Origin of the sequence: Pseudomonas sp. IC_126 (genome assembly GCF_004331835.1) — a bacterium.
GTDB lineage: Bacteria > Pseudomonadota > Gammaproteobacteria > Pseudomonadales > Pseudomonadaceae > Stutzerimonas.
Map to the genome: position 1 here is coordinate 64,221 of NZ_SJSS01000003.1, position 21,374 is coordinate 85,594.

General features: G+C 61.1%; 25 protein-coding genes. 23 read left to right on the forward strand and 2 right to left on the reverse strand.

Going from position 1 to position 21,374, the window contains the following annotated elements; translation table 11 throughout:
- Positions 1–25 precede the first annotated feature (25 nt).
- The 8 genes from E0D86_RS11160 to E0D86_RS11195 all read left to right on the forward strand — a co-directional run bounded on the left by E0D86_RS11160 (position 26) and on the right by E0D86_RS11195 (position 6,189).
- A complete protein-coding gene (locus tag E0D86_RS11160) occupies positions 26–1,114 on the forward strand; it encodes a chemotaxis response regulator protein-glutamate methylesterase (RefSeq protein WP_131650112.1) in 1,089 nt (362 codons plus the stop codon).
- The gene (locus tag E0D86_RS11165) at positions 1,114–1,854 is read left to right on the forward strand and encodes a flagellar motor protein (RefSeq protein WP_131650113.1); all 741 of its coding nucleotides are present in this window, start codon (positions 1,114–1,116) and stop codon (positions 1,852–1,854) included. Before E0D86_RS11160 ends, E0D86_RS11165 begins: the two co-directional genes overlap by 1 nt.
- A gap of 146 nt (positions 1,855–2,000) precedes the next feature.
- Positions 2,001–2,828, forward strand: coding sequence for a flagellar motor protein MotD (gene motD, locus E0D86_RS11170; protein ID WP_131650114.1), 828 nt, complete (start codon positions 2,001–2,003; stop codon positions 2,826–2,828).
- A gap of 89 nt (positions 2,829–2,917) precedes the next feature.
- Complete coding sequence (locus E0D86_RS11175; RefSeq protein ID WP_131650115.1) at positions 2,918–3,706, forward strand: ParA family protein; 789 nt, start codon at positions 2,918–2,920, stop codon at positions 3,704–3,706.
- 84 nt (positions 3,707–3,790) lie between these two features.
- Positions 3,791–4,615 (forward strand): CheW domain-containing protein, encoded by an 825-nt coding sequence (locus E0D86_RS11180; RefSeq protein WP_131650116.1) that lies wholly within the window; start codon positions 3,791–3,793, stop codon positions 4,613–4,615.
- A 95-nt stretch (positions 4,616–4,710) separates the two neighbouring features.
- Positions 4,711–5,190, forward strand: coding sequence for a chemotaxis protein CheW (locus tag E0D86_RS11185; protein WP_131650117.1), 480 nt, complete (start codon positions 4,711–4,713; stop codon positions 5,188–5,190).
- Between the two features lie 3 nt (positions 5,191–5,193).
- Positions 5,194–5,607, forward strand: a complete 414-nt coding sequence (locus tag E0D86_RS11190; RefSeq protein ID WP_131650118.1) for a DUF2802 domain-containing protein — start codon at positions 5,194–5,196, stop codon at positions 5,605–5,607.
- Positions 5,608–5,748: 141 nt separating this feature from the next.
- Positions 5,749–6,189, forward strand: coding sequence for a rhodanese-like domain-containing protein (locus E0D86_RS11195; protein WP_131650119.1), 441 nt, complete (start codon positions 5,749–5,751; stop codon positions 6,187–6,189).
- Here E0D86_RS11195 and E0D86_RS11200 read toward each other — a convergent pair.
- Together E0D86_RS11200 and E0D86_RS11205 are read right to left on the reverse strand one after the other, a co-directional pair.
- On the reverse strand, positions 6,170–6,493 hold the full coding sequence (locus tag E0D86_RS11200) for an EscU/YscU/HrcU family type III secretion system export apparatus switch protein (RefSeq protein WP_131650120.1): 324 nt from the start codon (positions 6,491–6,493) through the stop codon (positions 6,170–6,172). The two genes, E0D86_RS11195 and E0D86_RS11200, sit on opposite strands and share 20 nt — an antisense overlap.
- Complete coding sequence (locus tag E0D86_RS11205) at positions 6,490–8,013, reverse strand: flagellar hook-length control protein FliK (protein WP_131650121.1); 1,524 nt, start codon at positions 8,011–8,013, stop codon at positions 6,490–6,492. The genes E0D86_RS11200 and E0D86_RS11205 overlap by 4 nt, the downstream gene beginning before the upstream one ends.
- A 132-nt stretch (positions 8,014–8,145) precedes the next feature.
- On the opposite strand from E0D86_RS11205, the gene ccmA reads away from it, so the two are divergent.
- The 15 genes from ccmA (at position 8,146) to E0D86_RS11280 (ending at position 21,329) form a co-directional block, all read left to right on the forward strand.
- Positions 8,146–8,781, forward strand: a complete 636-nt coding sequence (ccmA, locus tag E0D86_RS11210) for a cytochrome c biogenesis heme-transporting ATPase CcmA (protein ID WP_131650122.1) — start codon at positions 8,146–8,148, stop codon at positions 8,779–8,781.
- Positions 8,778–9,449 (forward strand): heme exporter protein CcmB, encoded by a 672-nt coding sequence (ccmB, locus tag E0D86_RS11215; RefSeq protein WP_131650123.1) that lies wholly within the window; start codon positions 8,778–8,780, stop codon positions 9,447–9,449. The genes ccmA and ccmB overlap by 4 nt, the downstream gene beginning before the upstream one ends.
- A gap of 148 nt (positions 9,450–9,597) precedes the next feature.
- Positions 9,598–10,350: a heme ABC transporter permease gene (locus tag E0D86_RS11220; protein ID WP_131650124.1), complete on the forward strand. Its 753-nt coding sequence runs from the start codon at positions 9,598–9,600 to the stop codon at positions 10,348–10,350.
- Entirely contained in the window at positions 10,347–10,523 is a 177-nt protein-coding gene (gene ccmD / locus E0D86_RS11225) for a heme exporter protein CcmD (protein WP_131650125.1), read from the forward strand. Before E0D86_RS11220 ends, ccmD begins: the two co-directional genes overlap by 4 nt.
- Positions 10,520–10,987, forward strand: coding sequence for a cytochrome c maturation protein CcmE (ccmE, locus tag E0D86_RS11230; protein ID WP_131650126.1), 468 nt, complete (start codon positions 10,520–10,522; stop codon positions 10,985–10,987). Before ccmD ends, ccmE begins: the two co-directional genes overlap by 4 nt.
- Complete coding sequence (locus tag E0D86_RS11235) at positions 10,984–12,957, forward strand: heme lyase CcmF/NrfE family subunit (protein ID WP_131650127.1); 1,974 nt, start codon at positions 10,984–10,986, stop codon at positions 12,955–12,957. The genes ccmE and E0D86_RS11235 overlap by 4 nt, the downstream gene beginning before the upstream one ends.
- A 1-nt stretch (position 12,958) precedes the next feature.
- Positions 12,959–13,492, forward strand: coding sequence for a DsbE family thiol:disulfide interchange protein (locus E0D86_RS11240; RefSeq protein ID WP_131650128.1), 534 nt, complete (start codon positions 12,959–12,961; stop codon positions 13,490–13,492).
- The gene (locus E0D86_RS11245; protein WP_131650129.1) at positions 13,489–13,962 is read left to right on the forward strand and encodes a cytochrome c-type biogenesis protein; all 474 of its coding nucleotides are present in this window, start codon (positions 13,489–13,491) and stop codon (positions 13,960–13,962) included. Before E0D86_RS11240 ends, E0D86_RS11245 begins: the two co-directional genes overlap by 4 nt.
- Positions 13,959–15,176 (forward strand): c-type cytochrome biogenesis protein CcmI, encoded by a 1,218-nt coding sequence (gene ccmI, locus E0D86_RS11250; protein ID WP_131650130.1) that lies wholly within the window; start codon positions 13,959–13,961, stop codon positions 15,174–15,176. Before E0D86_RS11245 ends, ccmI begins: the two co-directional genes overlap by 4 nt.
- Positions 15,177–15,264: 88 nt before the next feature.
- On the forward strand, positions 15,265–15,633 hold the full coding sequence (locus tag E0D86_RS11255) for a hypothetical protein (RefSeq protein ID WP_231752256.1): 369 nt from the start codon (positions 15,265–15,267) through the stop codon (positions 15,631–15,633).
- A 122-nt stretch (positions 15,634–15,755) separates the two neighbouring features.
- Positions 15,756–16,052 carry a flagellar protein FliT gene (locus E0D86_RS11260; RefSeq protein WP_131650132.1) on the forward strand — a complete coding sequence of 99 codons (297 nt, stop codon included), beginning with the start codon at positions 15,756–15,758 and terminating at the stop codon, positions 16,050–16,052.
- 344 nt (positions 16,053–16,396) lie between these two features.
- Positions 16,397–17,866 carry a sigma-54 dependent transcriptional regulator gene (locus tag E0D86_RS11265; protein ID WP_131650133.1) on the forward strand — a complete coding sequence of 490 codons (1,470 nt, stop codon included), beginning with the start codon at positions 16,397–16,399 and terminating at the stop codon, positions 17,864–17,866.
- Positions 17,867–18,076: 210 nt separating this feature from the next.
- Complete coding sequence (locus tag E0D86_RS11270) at positions 18,077–19,183, forward strand: PAS domain-containing sensor histidine kinase (RefSeq protein WP_131650511.1); 1,107 nt, start codon at positions 18,077–18,079, stop codon at positions 19,181–19,183.
- Positions 19,184–19,188: 5 nt separating this feature from the next.
- Complete coding sequence (locus tag E0D86_RS11275) at positions 19,189–20,601, forward strand: sigma-54 dependent transcriptional regulator (protein WP_131650134.1); 1,413 nt, start codon at positions 19,189–19,191, stop codon at positions 20,599–20,601.
- A gap of 68 nt (positions 20,602–20,669) precedes the next feature.
- The gene (locus E0D86_RS11280) at positions 20,670–21,329 is read left to right on the forward strand and encodes a thiopurine S-methyltransferase (RefSeq protein ID WP_131650135.1); all 660 of its coding nucleotides are present in this window, start codon (positions 20,670–20,672) and stop codon (positions 21,327–21,329) included.
- The last annotated feature ends 45 nt before the right edge of the window (positions 21,330–21,374 follow it).

Genomic DNA, 21,374 nt, shown 5'->3' on the forward strand with positions numbered 1-21,374 from the left:
GGGCCGCCGTCGCTAGGAGTGTGTTATGGCAGTCAAGGTCCTGGTGGTGGACGATTCCGGCTTCTTCCGCCGCCGTGTCTCGGAGATCCTTTCTTCCGACCCGAATATTCAAGTGATCGGAACCGCCACCAACGGGCGCGAAGCCATCGATAAGGCCATCGAACTGAAGCCCGACGTCATCACGATGGATTACGAGATGCCGATGATGGACGGCATCACCGCCGTGCGACAGATCATGCAGCGCTGCCCGACGCCGGTTTTGATGTTTTCCTCGCTTACCCACGAAGGCGCACGGGTAACCCTTGATGCGCTGGATGCGGGAGCGGTGGATTTCCTGCCGAAGAATTTCGAAGATATTTCCCGTAACCCGGAGAAGGTCAAGCGACTGCTGTGCGAGAAGGTCAACACGATATCGCGCAGCAATCGCCGCTATAGCAGCACCGCGGCAGCCGTAGCACCGGCAGTTCGTCCTGCGGCTACTTCTTCGGGATCGGCTCCAGCGACGCCACGCACCGCAGCCCCCACACAGGCGTCGGCGGCGCCTCGGCGCAAGGCGTATCGACTGGTGGCCATCGGCACCTCGACGGGCGGCCCGGTAGCGCTTCAGCGTGTGCTGGCTCAGTTGCCTGCCAGTTTTCCGGCTCCTATCGTGTTGATCCAGCATATGCCGGCGGCCTTTACCAAGGCGTTCGCCGAGCGTCTGGACAAGCTCTGCAAGATCCGCGTCAAGGAAGCCGAAGACGGCGACCTGCTGCGTCCCGGACTCGCACTGTTGGCGCCGGGCGGCAAGCAGATGATGGTCGACGGACGCGGTGCGGTGCGCATCCTGCCCGGTGACGAGCGTCTGCATTATCGGCCCTGCGTGGACGTGACCTTCGGCTCCGCCGCCAAGGCGTTCAACGACAAGGTATTGGCGGTCGTGCTGACCGGCATGGGCGCCGATGGCCGGGAAGGCGCGCGCATGCTCAAGCAGAGCGGCAGTCAGGTGTGGACGCAGGACGAAGCCAGTTGTGTCATTTATGGCATGCCGATGGCGGTGGCCAAGGCCAACCTCAGCGACGCCGTCTATGGCCTCGATGACATCGGTCGCCATCTGAGCGAGGCGTGTATCTGATGGATGTACTCAGCCTGATCGGGCTGGTCCTCGCGTTCGTCGCTATCGTCGGGGGTAATTTTCTCGAGGGCGGTCACGTCTCGGCATTGCTCAACGGCCCCGCCGCCCTGATCGTGCTGGGCGGCACGCTCGGCGCGGTACTGCTGCAGACGCCCATGGCCGTGTTCATGCGCGCCATGTCGATTGTCGGCTGGATTTTCTTCCCGCCGCGCGTCGATATGGCCCGTGGCATCAGCCTGGTCACCGGCTGGAGCGCCACGGCGCGCAAGGAGGGGCTGCTGGGCCTCGAACCGATCGCCGAAACCGAGTCCGACCCCTATGCCCGCAAGGGCTTGCAGTTGCTGGTCGATGGCGCGGAGCCGGAAGTGATTCGTAGCATCCTCGAAGTCGATTTATACACCCAGGAAACCCGCGATCTCCGTGCGGCGAAAGTGTTCGAAAGCATGGGCGGTTATTCGCCCACGGTAGGGATCATCGGAGCCGTGATGGGGCTGATCCACGTGATGGGCAATCTCGCCGACCCCAGTCAGCTGGGGAGTGGCATAGCCGTTGCATTCGTTGCCACCATCTACGGCGTCGCCTTCGCCAACCTGCTGGTATTGCCGATGGGCAACAAGCTCAAGAGCGTGGTGCAGAAACACACCACCTACCGCGAGATGTTGCTCGAAGGCGTTCTGTCGATTGCCGAAGGAGAAAACCCCCGCTCGATAGAAATGAAGCTGCAAGGTTTCATGGACTGACCGCCTACGGCGCGCAATTTCGCCGCCGCAGACACGAGAACGAACATGGCAAGCGCTCCGATCACAGTCACTCACCGTTATGCCACCGTTCCGATGGTGCGTGTGGCTGTGCCTGGCCGTTCGTATCCTTCGCGAGCGGCCTGACCATGGCCCGACGCAGAGCACATGAGGAGCCGGAGAACCACGAACGCTGGCTGGTTTCCTACGCAGATTTCATCACGCTGCTGTTCGCTTTCTTCGTGGTGATGTATTCGATCTCCTCGCTCAACGAGGGCAAATACAAGATCCTCTCCGACTCGCTTGTCGGGGTTTTCAATCAGGTCGACCGGGCGGTCAAGCCGATCCCGATCGGCGAAGAGCGGCCCCGCACCACTGAACCTGACGTCTCGCAAGTAGACGAACCGCAATCATCACGAGAGCCGATCGATCCGCTACAGAGCATCATGCAGAGCATGCAAGAGGCCTTCGCCGATCTCATCGACGCGAAACAGCTCACCGTACGCGGCAACGAGCTCTGGGTGGAGATCGAGCTGAATTCCAGTCTGCTGTTCCCCAGCGGCGATGCGTTGCCCAACGATCATGCGTTCGAATTATTGGAGAGGGTTGCCGGGATTCTGGCGCCCTTCGATAACCCGATACATGTAGAAGGTTTCACCGATAACCTGCCGATCAGCACGAACAAGTTTCCGACCAACTGGGAGCTTTCCACAGCACGCGCCGGTAGCGTGGTGCGGATGCTCGCGGCCGATGGCGTCGATCCATCGCGTCTGGCCGCGGTGGGCTACGGTGAGTTTCAGCCTATAGCCGACAACGCGACAGCGGAGGGCCGCGCGCGTAATCGCCGGGTGATACTGGTCATTTCCCGCAATCTCGATGTGCGGCGCAGCATCAGCGGGGTAGGGAGTGGTAATGCCCGCACTGCCGGAGTTGCGCAGCACTCTGGCACACATTCTGCTTCCAGTGAGAGTCGTTAGGTGCCGCTTGCGGTGTCGTCAATTCTCCGTCGTCGGTCATGCCGACACGGCCTTTCCCGGTCTGGTTCGATCCGGATGGAAAACGAGTTATGAGAGTCTGGGCTGTAGCCAATCAAAAAGGCGGAGTGGGTAAAACCACCACCTCTATCGCACTCGCCGGATTGCTGGCCGATTCCGGCAAGCGGGTCGTGGCGCTGGATCTCGATCCCCATGGGTCGATGACGAGCTATTTCGGTCATGATCCCGATAATCTCGAGCACAGCGTCTTCGATCTGTTCCAGCACCAGGGTGCTGTGCCGGAAGGGCTGCCTTGGCAGTTGCTGTTGCCGACCAGCCACGAACGGATCTCGCTGTTGCCGTCGAGTACGGTACTGGCGACTCTGGAGCGCCAGTCGCCAGGCCAGAATGGGCTCGGTCTGGTCGTTGCCAAAAGTCTTTCGCAGCTGTGGCAGGATTTCGATTACGCCATCATCGACAGCCCGCCGCTGCTCGGTGTGCTGATGGTCAACGCGCTGGCGGCCAGCCAGCAGCTGGTCATTCCGGTGCAGACGGAATTCCTGGCCATGAAGGGCCTTGAACGGATGGTCAGCACGCTCGCGATGATCAACCGCTCGCGCCGGCAGGCGTTGCCCTACACCATCGTGCCGACCATGTTCGACAGGCGTACCCAGGCATCGATGAATACCCTGAAGGTGCTGCGCAATAACTATCAGGCCAATCTCTGGCAGGCATACATCCCGATCGATACGCGCCTGCGCGATGCCAGCCGCGCCGGTGTGACGCCTTCGCAGCATGACCCCAACAGTCGAGGAGTCATTGCCTACCGCGCGCTGCTCAAGACGCTGTTGGCCGCGCAGGCTTCTCCTCAGGTTGCTTGAAGACGACGTACGGCCTGATCACGGTTCAAGTTCGCCGTGGTCGTGGCCGATAGCCTATCCAGTTGGTTCGCACGAGTTGGTTTCATGAGCCGTACCCTTCTTAAAGAAAGCCGATCGCAACAGACGCTGCAGTCCTATCTCGACGCGCTGCTGCAGGATGCCGTCATGGAGCTGACCGAATCGGTCAGCCACGACGAGTTCCAGGCTGCAGTGCTCGAAGAGCAGCAACGCGACGTCCAGCGGGTGGTTCCGCTGCGGCAGGTCGTGCCCGAGCCGGAGCCGATTCCCGCGCCTACGCCTGTGCTGGTCGAGACGGAAGCCTTGCTTGAGCTGCCGCCCGAAACGCCGGCTGAAAAGGCACCGGTACTGGTCGAACCGATTGCGGATATCAAGTTGCAGGCGCACCTGCCCGGTGGCCCGCCGGCACAAGGCGGCCAGCCGGAGTGGGGCGAGGAACCTTTCGAATGCTTGCTGTTCGATGTGGCCGGCCTAACCTTGGCGGTGCCTTTGGTCAGCCTCGGTTCCATTTATCCGCTCGCCGGTCAGGATCTGACGCCGTTGTTTGGCCAGCCCGCCTGGTTTCTCGGCATATTGCCAAGTCAGGCCGGCAACCTGAAGGTTCTGGACACGGCGCGCTGGGTCATGGCCGACCGTTATCGCGACGATTTTCGCGAGGGGCTTCAGTATGTGATTTCGGTGCAGGGATATGAATGGGGGCTGGCGGTGCATCAGGTCAGCCGCTCGATTCGCCTGGACCCGAGAGAAGTCAAATGGCGCTCGCAGCGCACTCAACGGCCATGGCTGGCCGGAACGGTGATCGATCATATGTGCGCGCTGGTGGATGTGGCCGCGCTTGCCGAACTGATCGCCAGCGGCGCGACCCGTCATCTCAAGGGCGTACCGTCGTAGACGAATTGAACAACCAGGGGCTCGCGACTAAACGTCAACAGACCCTGAATAACCGATAGAATCGACCGCCACAGCGGCATATGAAGAGGTGGGCTATGAAGATGACTTCCGCACAGGGTTCCGATGATCCGGTTCTGCAGTGGGTAACCTTCCGTCTGGACAACGAGACCTATGGCATCAACGTCATGCAGGTCCAAGAGGTGTTGCGTTACACCGACATCGCACCGGTGCCGGGCGCGCCTAGCTATGTGCTCGGCATCATTAACCTGCGGGGCAACGTGGTCACGGTGATCGACACGCGTCAGCGCTTCGGTCTCGACACGGCACCTGTTTCGGACAACACCCGCATCGTCATCATCGAGGCGGATCGCCAGGTGGTCGGCATTCTGGTCGACAGCGTTGCCGAGGTGGTTTACCTGCGCCAGTCGGAGATCGAAACCGCGCCCAACGTCGGTAACGACGAGTCGGCGAAGTTCATTCAGGGCGTCTGCAACAAGAACAACGAGCTGCTGATTCTTGTCGAGCTGGACAAGATGATGAGCGAAGAAGAATGGGCGGACCTTGAGAGCATCTGACAGATGATGGCGTCGCTGGTCGCGGCAGTCGTCGTGCTTGCCCTGTGCTGCCTGGCACTGCTGGGCTTCTGCATCTGGCTGTTCCGTCGCCAGCGACAGCAAGCCCAGTTGCAAGTGCGTGAAGACGCCGCTCGCGATAAGCGCATCAAGGAACTTGCCGCACGTCTGGATACTTACCTCGATGGCAGCGTGCGCATGGGCAAGAATCTGCACGAACTGTCACGGGTCGTTGCGCCGCTGCCTGAAAGGCTCACTCAGCTCGAGCAGCGCGATCCGAACAACTTCACCTTTTCCCAGGCTGCCAAGCTGATTGGCATGGGTGCCAGCGACGATGATCTGACGCAGTCCTGCGGGCTGTCCCAGTCGGAAGCCGAACTGATGCGCAAGCTGTATCAGGCGCGACGCAAACCGAGCTAGCTCCGCCCTCCCTTTCGTTGTTGCGGTTGCGTGACGAATGTCCGCAGCAGTGAACGATATGACCATTGCTTCCTCCAAATCAGGACAGGGTTCTGCCATTGTTCGTTGCAGACCCATGCCCAGAAAGGCGAGGAGGATGTGATGCTGCGCATTCTGATGCTGTGTCTGCTGGTCGCACCGATGTCGCTATGGGCGGCGGAAGCGCCGGTAGAGGTTGAAGGGGCGATGACCGTCAATGTGTTCCAGGCCAGGCAGCTGCATGAGCTGGGGGCCGTGTTCATCGATGTGCGCCCCAGCCGTGAATGGGGCTGGGGACATGTCGAAGGCGCGGTACATATGGATCTGGCTCGCGAATTTCTCGGGCTGGCGCATACCGATTGGCCGAGAACCGTGCCGCTGGTGGTCTATTGCGACAGCGAAGTCTGTCCGGCCAGCGCCGAAGCGGTTCGTCTCGCGGTCGCTTGGGGTTACGAGCAGGTGTTCTATTTCCGAGAAGGTTATTTCGCCTGGGTGCTGGCAGACTTCCCGCAGGAGAAGAGTGGCTTCAACGGCATCACGACGCTCAACGCTCAGGCCCATTGAGTAGCGGAACGTCCGGTGAATGCCGTTGCTCGGAAAAGCCGGGCGGGCATTTGCCCTTCAGATACCAGGCGAACGCGATGATTTCGGCGATGGTGCGATAAAGCGCCTCAGGTATGGCATCGCCCAGTTCCAGACGCGCCAGCAGTTTCACCAGCTCGGCATTTTCATAGATCGGTACTTCATGCTCACGGGCGATCGCCAGTATCGCTTCGGCTAGTTCATCGTCGCCTTTGGCCGAAAGTGTGGGCGTGTTGGCGCCATCGTAGGTGAGCGCGATGGCCTGTCGCGGTGTGTGGGCTGTCATGCGGTTTCATCCACGAAGCGTTGATCAAGAGTGGTTCGCGGGCCTTGCGGTGGCGTTCCCTGGCGGCAGGCCAGTTCACTGACGGACAGCCCGGCGGTGACGAGACGCTGCCGCAGGTGATCCAGCTCCGCCGAGATCAGCGCAGCGGTACCGCTGCGTTCGGCCCATATCTGACTCGACAGGCTGCCCTGCAGCAGCTGCGCCTGCACCTGTATCAGGCCCAGGGGCGCCACATCGAAGGCCAATTCGACTTTCCAGAGGGTTTCCGGTTTCTCCTTGCGGTTTTGCGCGGGTTCATCTTCACGCTGGAACTTCACCTGCAGCGGGACGATGTCGCGCTGATCGCGCATTGGAATTTCGATCTGCCAGGTCGTGACCTGAGTGCCGTCCGGGTTGGTCTGGGTCTGGGCCAGGCTGGACAACTGATGCGTCTGTAGTCGCGATACCGCGGCCGCGGCAAGTTTCAGCAGCAACTCCAGGTCAGCCTCGTCGTCGGCATTTGGCGCCAACCGGTTCGGCAGTGGAAAGCTCTGCGCTTGGTGGCGTGCGTTGGGTTGTCCAAGCGCGCCCAGTGCATTGCGAGCAAAAGCCGGTAGCGCCTGTCCGAAAGCCCCGCCGGCCTGCATAGCGGACTGCGGGGTGCCGCCCGGTAATCCGGGCAACTGGGCAATCAGGCGGAGCAGGGCTGCTTTCATGTCGTTTGGCAGGTCGTCCGCCTGTCCACTCAACAGGCTTGATTCGAGAAACGCCCCGCTGCGCGCCAATGCCTGTGCCAACGTTTTTGCATCGCCGAGCTGTTGCATGTCCGGAACCAGACCGAGCAACCGTTCGGCCGCGCCGCGCAATTGATCGGGCAATGTGGAGCTGGACGTGAGCGCGCCAAACAGCCCTTCGATAGAACCCTGGCGGCTATGTTGCGCAGTCAGCTGCTGGCCCAGCACCAGCTGATCGAGACGACCGCTCAGCGGCATGAACGATAAGGACTGATCGCCCTGGACTCGGGCTGTTATTAGACTACCCGGCGCGAGCGGCATGGCCGATTCGACGTTCAGCTTCTGCCCGGCAAGGGGGGAGTTGAGCAGGCTGATTACAACCTTGAACAGGGTTTTGCCGTCCTGTTGTATCTGCTGCCTAGCCGTCACCTTTCCCTGCACGACGGTGCCCAGCGGGAGCAGATCGAGGTCGATGCTGCTCTGCGGCTGACGGTTGCCGGGTTGCAGCGCGGCAATCAGACGGGTGTCGGACAACGCTGTAACGAGCATGGCCGCTCCAGGCGCGGCCGCTCTGGCACTGCTGGTTTCGACGGTTGCTTGCCGGCCGTTCTCCAAGGTCAAGCGCAGCGTCAGCTGAAAGCTCTGCAGCGCTTCCTTGATGCGGACGACCTCGGCCTCGGCACTTTCCCCGGCGACGAGCAATCCCTGCATCGGTTGCAGCAGTTTCAACGCCATCTCGGCCGGCGATGCCGTCGGGCGAGACGGGCCGGAGGCGGGGATCGCCGGGGTACTTTTGATCTCGGTCATTTTTACTTAAATGCTCTTACAACCTTTCGCCTTTGTGGCCTTCGGTGCCGGGGCTCGGCATGTATAATCCGGCCGCCCGACCTGATCTCGCTGTAGCGGCCGGGCTTCTTCCATCTTGAGGGTAGCCCTAGCGTGTCCAGCCCCTTTCTAGAAACTGTGGCGCTTTCCTGCGAGCGGGACTGGCGTCTGCTGTTCGAGAGGTTAGACCTACGGATCGCCAAAGGGGAAATGTTGCAGATCGCCGGCCCCAACGGCAGTGGCAAGACCAGTCTGCTGCGACTGCTGTCCGGGCTGATGCAGCCAACCGCGGGGAAGGTGCTGCTCAACGGTCATGACCTCGAAAGCCAGCGCGGCGAACTGGCCCGCAACCTGTTATGGATCGGCCACGCGGCGGGTATCAAAGGGCTGCTCAGCGCGGAGGAAAACCTGACCTGGTTATGCGCACTGCACCAACCTGCGAGCCGCGATGCGATCTGGCAGGCGCTCGAGGCGGTAGGACTGCGTGGTTTCGAGGATGTGCCCTGTCATACGCTTTCCGCTGGCCAGCAGCGCCGCGTCGGTCTGGCCCGGCTGTATCTGTCGCCGCCGCCCTTATGGATACTCGATGAACCCTTCACTGCGCTCGACAAGCATGGCGTGGCGCAGCTCGAGAAGCATCTGGCGACCCACTGTGAGCAGGGTGGGATGGTCGTGCTGACCACCCATCATTCCCTCGTCGAAAAACCGGCGAGCTTCAGGGAAATCGATCTAGGGCAGCGGGCCGCATGAGTAACGTGTTCACGCTGCTGTTGGCTCGCGAATCCCGATTGTTGTTCCGTCGACCGGCGGAGCTGGCCAATCCGCTGGTGTTCTTTGCGATCGTCATCGCCTTGTTTCCCTTGGCGGTCGGCCCCGAGTCGCAATTGCTGCAAACGATCTCGCCCGGTCTGATCTGGGTGGCGGCTCTATTGGCCGTGCTTCTCTCGCTGGACGGCCTGTTTCGCAGCGATTTCGAAGACGGCTCGCTCGAACAGTGGGTCGTTTCGCCGCACCCACTGGCTCTTCTTGTGCTCGCCAAGGTGCTGGCACACTGGCTGTTTTCCGGGCTGGCTCTGGTTCTGCTGGCGCCGTTATTGGGGCTCATGTTGGGCATGCCAGCCAGCGCGCTTCCGGTGCTGCTGGTCTCGCTTCTGTTAGGCACACCGGTGCTCAGCCTGTTGGGCGCAGTCGGGGCGGCATTGACTGTCGGACTCAAGCGTGGGGGCTTGTTGTTGGCGCTACTCATTCTTCCGCTCTATATCCCCGTGCTGATTCTAGGCAGCGGGGCTCTGCAGGCGGCGTTGCAGGGACTGCCTGCGCTCGGTCACCTATTATGGCTTTCCAGCCTGACTGCACTGGCAGTCACGCTGACTCCCTTTGCAATAGCCGCTGGTCTGAAGATCAGCGTCGGTGAATGACGGGTTGCATGATGTATTTTTCCAGTACTGAAACGCGAATTGCCGGGGCGAGACGAGCGGCTTCGATGAATTTACTGATTGCGAACAAGTGGGTGCTGGCCTCTTTCGAGGCAGCATCGGCAGGCGCCGTGGAAGTGAGGCGGGTTCTATGAACTGGACATGGTTCCACAAGCTGGGTTCGCCCAAATGGTTCTACGAGATCAGTAGCCGCTGGATGCCGTGGCTGGCCTGGGCGTCGCTGATTCTGATCGGCGTAGGAGCAGTCTGGGGCCTGGCGTTCGCGCCGCAGGACTACCAGCAGGGCAATAGCTTCCGGATCATCTATATCCACGTGCCGGCTGCATTCCTGGCCCAGTCGATCTACGTGATGATGGCGATAGCCGGTGTGGTCGGGCTGGTGTGGAAGATGAAGCTGACCGACGTCGCCTTGCAGCAGGCCGCGCCCATCGGTGCCTGGATGACATTCATCGCGCTGCTCACCGGTGCGGTATGGGGCAAGCCGACGTGGGGTGCCTGGTGGGTATGGGACGCACGGCTGACATCGATGCTGATTCTGCTGTTCCTGTACTTCGGCATCATTGCGCTCGGCCAGGCGATCACCAACCGCGACAGCGCGGCAAAGGCCTGTGCGGTGCTCGCCATCGTCGGGGTGGTCAATATCCCGATCATCAAATACTCGGTTGAGTGGTGGAACACCCTGCATCAGCCAGCGACCTTCACCGTGACAGAGAAGCCAGCCATGCCAATGGAAATGTGGCTGCCGCTGCTGGTCATGGTGTTGGGCTTCTACTGCTTCTTCACGCTGGTGCTGTTGATGCGCATGCGCCTGGAGGTGCTGCGCCGCGAGTCGCGAAGCAGCTGGGTCAAGGCTGAAGTGAACGCGCTGGTGGGCAAGCCATGAACTTTTCGTCTTTTTCCGAATTCATCGCCATGGGGAATCATGGCCTGTATGTCTGGACGTCGTACGGCATCAGCCTGGCTGTCCTGATCCTGAACGTGGCGCTGCCAATGATGGCGCGCCGACGTTATCTGCAAGACGAGGCGCGCCGTTTGCGCCGGGAGGAAATGAAGTGAATCCGGTGCGCAAAAAGCGTCTGTTCATCGTGCTGGCCATTCTGGCCGGTGTGGGCATTGCGGTGGCGCTGGCGCTGACCGCTCTGCAAGAGAACATCAACCTCTTCTATACGCCAACGCAGATCGCTGCGGGCGAAGCCCCGGAAGGCACGCGGATTCGAGCCGGCGGCCTGGTCGAAGCCGGCTCGGTGACACGCAGCAGTGATTCGCTCACCGTCTCCTTCCGCGTTACCGATAACAACGAAACGGTCACCATCCAGTACCAAGGCATCCTTCCCGATCTGTTCCGTGAAGGGCAAGGCATCGTCGCCCTTGGGCGGGTCAATGCCGATGGCGTTCTGATCGCCGACGAGGTACTGGCCAAGCACGACGAAAACTACATGCCGCCGGAAGTCAGCCAGGCGCTGGAGAAGAGCGGGATGATGAAGCACTACGAAGGCGATAAGCAGGAGTATGCGAAATGATCCCTGAGCTCGGCCATCTAGCAATGATCCTGGCGCTGTGCCTGGCCGTCGTGCAGGGCACGCTTCCGCTGATCGGCGCCTGGCGGGGCGACCGCCAGTGGATGGGACTGGCACAACCGGCGGCCTGGGGGCAATTCAGTTTTCTGGCATTTTCCTTTGCCTGTCTCACCTACGCCTTCATGGTGGATGACTTCTCCGTCGCTTATGTCGCGCAGAACTCCAACAGCGCCTTGCCCTGGTACTACAAGTTCAGCGCCGTTTGGGGCGCGCATGAGGGTTCGCTACTGCTGTGGGCTTTCATCCTGGCAGGCTGGACTTTCGCGGTAGCGATCTTTTCGCGGCAACTACCGGAGGACATGCTGGCCCGGGTACTGGGCATCATGGGATTGATCAGCATCGGGTTCCTGCTGTTCCTGATCGTCACTTCCAACCCGTTCGAGCGCCTGCTGCCGCAAGCACCGATGGATGGCCGTGATCTCAACCCGCTGCTTCAGGACTTCGGTCTGATCGTGCACCCGCCGATGCTCTATATGGGCTACGTCGGTTTCTCGGTGGCCTTTGCGTTCGCCATTGCCGCGCTACTCGGTGGCCGCCTGGATGCAGCCTGGGCGCGCTGGTCGCGTCCTTGGACGCTGGTCGCCTGGGCCTTTCTGGGCACAGGCATCGCCTTGGGTTCCTGGTGGGCCTATTACGAGCTGGGCTGGGGCGGCTGGTGGTTCTGGGACCCGGTGGAAAATGCATCCTTCATGCCCTGGCTGGTGGGCACCGCGCTGATCCACTCGCTGGCAGTGACGGAAAAGCGCGGCGTCTTCAAGAGCTGGACGGTTCTGCTCGCGATCGCGGCCTTCTCGCTCAGCCTCCTAGGCACGTTCCTGGTCCGCTCTGGCGTACTGACTTCGGTTCATGCCTTCGCCACCGATCCGGAACGCGGCGTCTTCATTCTCGCGTTTCTGCTGTTGGTGGTAGGCGGCTCGCTGACCCTGTTCGCCCTGCGTGCACCAGTGGTGAAGAGCCAGGTCGGTTTCGGCCTGTGGTCGCGTGAGACGCTGCTGCTGGTCAACAACCTACTACTGGTGGTCGCCACGGCGATGATTCTGCTGGGAACACTGTATCCGCTGCTGCTCGATGCGCTGTCGGATACCAAGCTCTCGGTCGGGCCGCCCTATTTCAACGCGATGTTCCTGCCGCTCGTCGGTGCCCTGATGCTCGCGCTTGGCGTGGGCGTGCTGGTGCGCTGGAAGGACACCCCAGTGAAGTGGCTGATGAGCATGCTGACGCCGGTACTGATCACCAGCGCCGTGCTTGGCGGCTTGGGCTCGATGCTGTTCGGCGATTTCCACTGGGCGGTGCTGGCGGTCTGTCTGCTGGCCGCTTGGGTGGTTACCGCCGGGGTACGCGACATTCTCGACAAGACCCGCCACAAGGGGCTGCTGAAGGGCGTGCGGAGCCTGGCGCCGAGCTACTGGGGCATGCAGCTGGCGCATCTCGGGCTGGCGGTCTGCGCCATAGGTGTGGTGCTGACGAGCCAGCAGAGCGACGAGCGCGACCTGCGTCTCGCGCCTGGCGAATCGCTGGAGCTGGGCGGTTACAGCTTTGTCTTCGAAGGTGCCGAGCATTTCGAAGGCCCCAACTACACGTCCGACAAGGGCACCATTCGCGTCTTCGATGGCGACAAGCAGATTGCGACCCTGCACCCCGAGAAGCGGCTCTACACCGTGCAGCAGATGCCGATGACCGAGGCGGGTATCGATGCAGGTTTCACTCGTGATCTCTATGTGGCCCTTGGCGAGCCGCTGGAAAATGGCGCCTGGGCGGTGCGGGTGCACATCAAACCGTTCGTTCGCTGGATCTGGCTGGGTGCTTTGATGATGTCCCTGGGTGGTGTGCTCTCGGTCAGTGACAAGCGCTACCGAGTGAAAGTCAGAACGCGTGTCCGCGAGACGCTCGGTTTGGCCCAGCAAGGAGCCTGAGATGAAAAGATTATTGATGTTGCTGCCGTTGGCGATTTTCCTTCTGGTGGCGGGTTTCCTCTACAAGGGGCTGTACCTCGACCCCACGGACATCGGCTCGACGATGATCGGAAAACCGATGCCGTCGTTTTCTCTGCCGTCGCTCGAGGATCCGCAGCGGCTGGTCAGTGCAGAGGACATCAAGGGCAAACCGTCGCTGGTGAACGTCTGGGCAACCTGGTGTCCGACCTGCAAGGCCGAGCACGAGATGCTCAACAAGCTAGCAGCCCAGGGTGTCCTTGTTTACGGAATCAACTACAAGGACAACGGCGATGCGGCTCGCGACTGGCTGCAGATGTTCGGCAATCCGTACGGCTTCAATGTCGAGGATCCCGACGGCAGTCTAGGCCTTGACCTAGGTGTCTATGGCGCGCCGGAGACCTTCGTCGTCGACAAGCAGGGCATCATTCGCGACAAATTCGTCGGAGCCATCGACGAGCGCGTCTGGGCCGAACGGCTCGGGCCGCTCTATCAGGCACTGGTGAACGAGCAATGATCCGTTTTTTCGCTACCGCGCTACTGGGCCTTCTGCTCAGCCTCGCTGCCCATGGCGCAATCGACACTTACGAATTCAAGAGCGAGGCCGATCGGGAACGATACCGCACGCTCGTCGAGGAGCTGCGCTGCCCCAAGTGCCAGAACCAGAACATCGCCGACTCCAACGCGCCCATTGCCATGGATCTGCGCCGCGAAATCTATCGCATGCTGGATGAAGGGCAAAGCAACGAGCAGATCGTCGACTACCTCGTCGCTCGTTATGGCGACTTCGTGCGCTACAAGCCGCCTGTCAATGCCAAGACACTCGTGCTCTGGTACGGCCCGATCGCCTTGCTGGCGCTGGGGTTCGTCGTGCTGGCGATCATCCTGATACGCCGCCGCCGTGGCGCAGCCAGCCAGGCGTCGAACACACTTTCCGAGGCCGAACGCACGCGCCTCGCCACGTTGCTGGATAAAAAAGAACCATGATCGATTTCTGGATAGGTGCGGGCCTGCTATTGCTGGCCGCCCTGGCGTTCCTGCTGCTTCCGGTGTTGCGGGGGCGTCGCTTACAGGCAGAAGAGGACCGAACTGCGCTAAACGTCGCGCTTTACCAGGAGCGGCTCGGTGAGCTGACTGCACAGCAAGCAGCCGGAACCCTTACGTTGGAGCAGTACGAGATGGGCCGCGCCGATGCGGCGCGGGAGCTACTCGACGACACCGAGGGTAGTGACGCACATCGCAGCAGCAACCTGGGCCGGGCCGTTCCGCTGATTGTGGCGATCCTGGTGCCCTTGTTTGGCTATGGTCTGTATATGCATTGGGGTGCGAGCGACAAGCTGCAACTGACGCGGGAGTTCGCGGTGCAGCCTGGAAGCATCGAAGAGATGACCGCGAGGCTGGAACGCGCGGTCAAGGCACAGCCCGAGTCTTCCGAGGCATGGTATTTCCTGGCCAGAACCTACATGAGCCAGGAGCGTCCGGCCGATGCAGCGGCGGCTTATGAGCAGGTCGTCAATCTGGCCGGGCGCCAGCCTGAACTGCTGGGACAGTGGGCGCAGGCGCTTTATTTTGCCGAAGGTCGGAGCTGGACGCCGCGCATGCAGCGACTCACCGATGAAGCCCTGCAGGCAGACCCCCATGAGGTCACCAGCCTTGGCCTGCTCGGCATCGCCGCTTATGAAAACGAGCGGTTCGATGAAGCGATAGGTTTCTGGGAACGACTGGTAGCGACCTTGCCTGCCGAAGATCCTTCGCGTGAGGCCATCCAGGGCGGCATTGCCCGAGCGCGGGAGCAGCTGGGCGAAACGGCTTCTGGCAGTGTGTCGAAACCCGCTGGCGAGCCGGTTGCAGCTAGCGATGCAGCCCTGACAGTCGATGTGCAGCTGGGCGCGGCACTTGTCGACAAAGTTAAGCCTACTGATACGGTATTCGTCTTTGCTCGTGCGGTTTCCGGCCCGCCGATGCCGTTGGCGGTGAAGCGCCTGACCGTAGCCGATCTGCCGGCTACCGTCAGTTTGTCCGACGCCGATGCAATGACTCCGCAGCTTCGTTTGTCCAACTTCGAGCAGGTCAGGTTGTTCGCTCGCGTTTCCCGGGAAGGAGACGCGACCCGGGGCGAATGGCAAGGCAGCAGTGAGCCATTGACGTTGAACAATGAAGATGCGATTGAGCTGACTATCGATCAACCGGAAGCGCCCTGACGTAGAGGCGCTCGAGAGGGCAGGGCTAATGGTGAGAGGTTCGGTTTCGGCAGGTGTCTCTTTCCTGCCTCGAATGGGCGCTGTAACGATGCTGGCGCTGCTGCTGGGCGCTTGTGCCGGCAATCCTTATCAGGCTTCGGAGCCGGCACCTACGCCGACTCCGCCGGCGTCCGAGCCTCGCGAGCCAGTCATAAGCCCGCCGCCGGTACGTACACCACCGGCACCGCGCCCGCCGGCCACGCAAAAAAGCCATCCACGTTATGCGCCGCCGCCTCATGCCCCTGCGCATTGGGACAATCGCCTGGGTGTCTATGTCGTGGAGGGACGGAACATGTTCTATCGCGAGCGGCTTTATTACCGCTGGGATGGCGACTGGTATTGCGCCGGTCGTCCGGATGGCCCTTGGGAGCCGGTCGCGCCTCCCAGCGTCCCTACTGGATTACGCAGCCTGCATTGATCGTTTTTAATCGGTCGTGCTAAAGGCTGATCGAAAATGGCCGATACAGGCTTCAGTCGCAGTAGACTCCCGAGCGGCCTTGCAGGCTCGACCTTTGTAACCAGTTCATCCGGAGCGGATCCATGAGTGCAGCAGTCAAACGTCTTGAGGAAACCGGCAACGCCTTGCGCGATGCGATGGTGCAGCAGGACTGGACTGCCATCAGTGTCCTGGATCTGCAATGCCGGCAGGTTGTCGAAGCTGCGATGAATGAAGCCCGCGAGGATGAGCCTGCGATTCGTCAGCGTCTGGAAGAGTTGGTGAGCCTCTATCGTGAATTGGTCACGACTTGTCAGACCGAGCAGCGCCGCGTCGCTGATGAACTCATTCAGCTCAATCAATCCGCGCATGGCGCAAAGGTCTACAAGCTGTTTGGCTGATCTACTAGCCGTTAGCGCGATGCCTTGCCTGTATCGCTAGGTTCTGAGTCCGCCAATGCTCCTGCCGATTACGTCTCGCGTTGCCTCTGACGCAGCAAATCCCATCCGTTCTGCCCATACCAGACGTGCAGAGGATCGATTGGTTGTTTAGCTGATCCTCAATGCGCTCCGCTCTCCGTTCCCACGAGAAATACGACGCTTTCCGTGCTTTTTGTCGTTGAACTACGTCATAAATTTGACTCGACGCGTTTTTTTTAATTAACTACGTCTCATCTGCCGAGACGTAGTCGTTTCTGCCGGAGACGAGCGCAGGCCTCCTATCAGCCTCTAGAGCTATAAACAAGATGTGGCGTGAAACCAAGATTTTGTTGATAGACGACGACAAGGATCGTCGCCGGGATTTGGCGGTCATTCTCAGCTTTTTGAGTGAAGACCATATCGCTTGCGCCAGCAGCGAATGGAAAGCCGCTGTCGATGCGCTGGAATCGAGCCGCGCCGTGCTGGGCGTCCTGCTGGGTGAGGTGTCGGTCAAGGGCGGCGCGGTCGAACTGCTCAAACAGATCAGCAAGTGGGACGAGAACCTTCCGCTTATGCTGATCGGCGAGCCCGCCCCGGCGGATTGGCCTGATGAGATCCGTCGTCGGGTGCTGACTAGCCTCGAAATGCCGCCGAGCTACAACAAATTGCTCGATTCACTTCATCGGGCTCAGGTCTACCGGGAAATGTATGACCAGGCGAAGGCGCGCGGACGACAGCGCGAGCCCAATCTGTTTCGCAGCCTGGTGGGCACCAGCCGCGCGGTGCAGCATGTCCGGCAGATGATGCAGCAGGTCGCCGATACCGAAGCGAGCGTATTGATCCTCGGTGAGTCGGGAACTGGCAAAGAGGTGGTTGCACGTAACCTGCATTACCATTCCAAGCGCCGCGGTGGGCCTTTCGTACCGGTCAATTGCGGGGCGATTCCCGCTGAACTGCTGGAAAGCGAACTGTTCGGTCATGAGAAAGGCGCGTTTACGGGGGCGATCACTTCCCGTGCCGGTCGTTTTGAGCTCGCTGAAGGCGGGACTCTGTTCCTCGACGAGATTGGCGACATGCCGTTGCCAATGCAGGTCAAGCTATTGCGGGTTCTGCAGGAGCGCACCTTCGAGCGTGTGGGCAGCAATCGCACGCAGAATGCCGACGTACGCATCATCGCGGCGACCCACAAGGATCTGGAGAAGATGATCGTGGACGGCAGCTTCCGTGAGGATTTGTATTACCGTCTCAATGTGTTCCCCATCGAAATGGCACCTCTGCGCGAGCGTATCGAGGACATTCCGCTGCTGATGAACGAGCTCATCTCGCGTATGGAACACGAGAAGCGTGGCTCCATCCGTTTCAACTCGGCGGCCATCATGTCGCTGTGTCGTCACGACTGGCCCGGCAACGTGCGAGAGCTGGCGAACCTTGTCGAGCGTATGGCAATCATGCATCCGTACGGCGTGATCGGCGTTATGGAGTTGCCGAAGAAGTTCCGCCATGTGGATGACGACGACGAGCAGTACGTGGTCGACTTGCAAGACGAAATTGAGGCACGCGCGACTATCAACACCCCTCTTGTCGCAGCCGGGACGCAGGCTATGCTGCCCATCGAGGGTCTTGATCTGAAGGAGTACCTGGGTAATCTCGAACAGGGCCTCATCCAGCAGGCCCTCGAGGACGCTGGCGGCGTCGTGGCACGTGCCGCTGAGCGCTTGCGTATCAGACGGACGACGCTGGTCGAGAAGATGCGCAAGTACGGCATGAATCGACGCGAAGACGATCTCGACGAGTAAAACTGTTTGCAACGCCGCCGTCCTGGTGGCGTGACGCCTGCCTTCCTCCTGCCTTCTGGGCATGATCCTTGCTGCTAGTCATTTCACCGACCATCTTTTTGACGGATACGCGTGCCAGTGACTTCAGCATTCTCCTCATCGGCTTCCCGGCGACCGGCCGAAACGACCGCGAGCGAAGAGCTTGAGCAATCGCTCGAGTTGTTTACCCGCATGTCCGGCCGGTTGAGCGAATCCCAGCAGCTGCTGCAGATGCGCGTAGCCGAGCTGAAAGATCAGCTGGCTGAAACCAGCGCGCAGCGCCTCCGCGAATTCGACGAGAAGGAGCGTTTGGCCAACCGGCTCCAGAGTCTGCTGGATCTGTTGCCCGGCGGCGTCATCGTCATCGATGCGCAGGGCGTGGTTCGAGAAGCCAATCCAGTTGCCCAAGAGCTTCTCGACGAGCCGCTGGAAGGTGTGCTCTGGCGCGAAGTGATCGCCCGCAGTTTCGCCCCGCGTCGGGACGATGGTCATGAAATCTCATTGAAGGATGGGCGTCGCGTGTCCATCGCCACGCGCTCGTTGAACGGCGAGCCAGGCCAGCTGGTATTGCTCACTGATCTGACTGAGACGCGACGGTTGCAGGAGCAGCTTGCGCGCCATGAGCGCTTGTCTGCGCTAGGGCGAATGGTGGCTTCGCTGGCTCATCAGATCCGCACGCCGCTGTCCACGGCGCTGCTTTATGCAAGCCATCTGGAGCAGGGCGGGCTGACTGCCGAGCATCAGCAGCGCTTCGCTGGGCGCCTGAAGGACCGGCTGCATGAGCTGGAGCATCAAGTTCGCGACATGCTGGTTTTCGCTCGGGGCGATCTGCCGCTGGAGGACCGTCTGACCCCGGCCGAGTTGCTCGCGGCGCTGCGTGCGGCGGCCGAGGCGCGAGTGGGCGATATCACCATACGTTGGCAATGCGATGCGCACTCAGGTGCGCTGCTGTGCAACCGCGACATGTTGGTCGGTGCTTTGCTCAATCTGATCGAGAATGCGCTTCAGGCTACCGGCAACGACCGCCGGCTGAAGGTGCATCTCTACGCTCGGGGTTGGGCGCTGCGCATCAGTATCAGCGACAACGGTTCGGGCATCGACGCCACGACTCTGGCACGACTCGGCGAGCCGTTCTTCACCACGAAGGCGACCGGGACCGGGTTGGGGCTGGCGGTGGTCAAATCGGTGGCGCGTGCGCATTCCGGTTCGCTCGAGCTGCGCTCGCGGCCGGGTCGAGGCACCTGCGCCACCTTGCAACTGCCGCTGCTTGCGGTGCTATCACCGGCTATTTCGGAGTGAAGCCCATGGCTGCGAAGATTCTATTGGTCGAGGACGACCGCGCATTGCGCGAGGCGCTGGGCGATACGCTCGAACTCGGCGGCTATGCCTACCGCGCGGTCGAGAGCGCCGAAGCCGCGCTGCAGGCGCTGGAGCAGGAGCAGGAAGGTTTTGGCCTGGTGGTCAGCGATGTGAACATGCCCGGCATGGACGGTCACGCATTGCAGGTACTGATTCGCCAGCGATACCCCCAGGTGCCGGTCTTGCTGATGACTGCATACGGAGCTGTCGAGCGCGCAGTCGAGGCGATGCGCCAGGGGGCGGTCGACTATCTGGTCAAACCGTTCGAGCCGAATATGTTGCTTGGGGTGGTTGCTCGGCACGTCTGCGGCCAGCTGGGCGCGAGCGGCCAGGATGGCCCCGTCGCCGTCGAACCGGCGAGCCGACAGCTGTTGGCGCTGGCTGCCCGCGTCGCGCAGAGCGATTCGACAGTGCTGATTTCTGGTGAATCCGGAACCGGCAAAGAGGTGTTGGCCTGCTACATCCATCAGCAATCGGCACGTGCGAACAAGCCCTTCGTCGCAATCAACTGCGCGGCAATACCGGACAACATGCTCGAGGCGACGCTGTTCGGCCACGAGAAGGGTGCCTTCACCGGTGCCATCGCGACTCAGCCGGGCAAGTTCGAGCAGGCCAACGGCGGTACGCTGCTGCTCGATGAGATTTCCGAAATGCCACTGGCGCTTCAGGCCAAGTTGCTGCGCGTGTTGCAGGAGCGCGAGGTCGAGCGTGTAGGTGGCCGCAAGCCAATTGCGCTGGACATTCGTATTGTCGCCACCACCAACCGCGATCTGGCTGACGAGGTGCGCGGCGGGCGGTTCCGTGAAGATCTGTTCTATCGCCTTTCCGTGTTTCCGCTCGCCTGGCCCGCGCTGCGCGATCGACCTGCGGACATCGTGCCGCTTGCCGAGCGACTGCTGGCCCAGCACGCCGTGAAAATGCGCCAAGCAAACGTCCGCCTTACCGCCGAGGCGCGTCAAAGCCTGCTCAGTCATCCATGGCCCGGCAATGTCCGCGAGCTGGACAACGCCATTCAACGCGCCTTGATTCTGCAGCAGGGTGGTCTGATTCGGCCGGAGGACCTGTGCCTGAACGCCGTGGTCGGGTTTGCCCCGCGAGCGCAGATCATGGCGGTTGATGCCGTGCCGTCGATGTCTGCAGCCGTAGTGCCGCCAGTGCCGACCGAGGCCGCTGGCGCGCTGGGAGAAGATCTACGTCGTCGCGAGTTCGAGCTGATCATCGATACCTTGCGTACCGAGCGGGGCCGCCGCAAGGAGACGGCTGACCGTCTGGGCATCAGCGCGCGAACGCTGCGCTACAAACTTGCCCAGATGCGTGACGCCGGCATGGACCTGGATGCCGCCTTGTATGCCAGCTGAAAACCCTTGAGCGTTCGGTGCGGTTGGCTCTGATAAGCTCGACCGTCGATGCTCATGAGGATTTGGATATGGATGAAGGGTTCTGGCAGCGGCGCTGGGCGCGCAAAGAGATCGGCTTTCATCTGAACGAGGTCAATCCATATCTGCGCCGTCACTGGCCGGGTATGCAATTGGCTGAAGGTGCCCGCGTGCTAGTGCCGTTGTGCGGTAAGAGCCTCGATATGCCCTGGTTGGTCGCGCAGGGTTTTGCAGTGCTCGGCGTCGAGCTGAGCGAACGTGCCGTGGAAGATTTTTTTACCGAACAAGGCCTGGTCGCTGAAGTCAGCACCCGTGGTGAATTCAAGGTGTATCGTGCCGGAGCGCTGGAAATCCGCTGTGGCGATTTCTTTGCCCTGAGCCGTAGCGATGTTGCTGATTGCGACGGGCTCTACGATCGTGCTGCGCTGATCGCATTGCCGGCGGCCATGCGCCAGCGCTATGTCGAGCATCTGACGAGCATTCTTGCGCCGAGCTGCCAGGGTTTGCTGATCACCCTGGATTACGAGCAGGAGCAAATGTCCGGTCCGCCATTCGCTGTGAGTGACGCTGAGGTTCGCCGATCCTTGGGCTCGCGTTGGGACGTCGAGCTGCTGGAACGGGCGAACGTGCTGGATGGCAATTGGAAGTTTCTTCAGCGCGGTCTGTCGCGTCTGGAGGAGACCTGTTATCGACTCGGTGTGCGGCGGTAGGGTGTTTGCAACGTGCAGGCTCGCGATCAACTCATGAATTCCTTC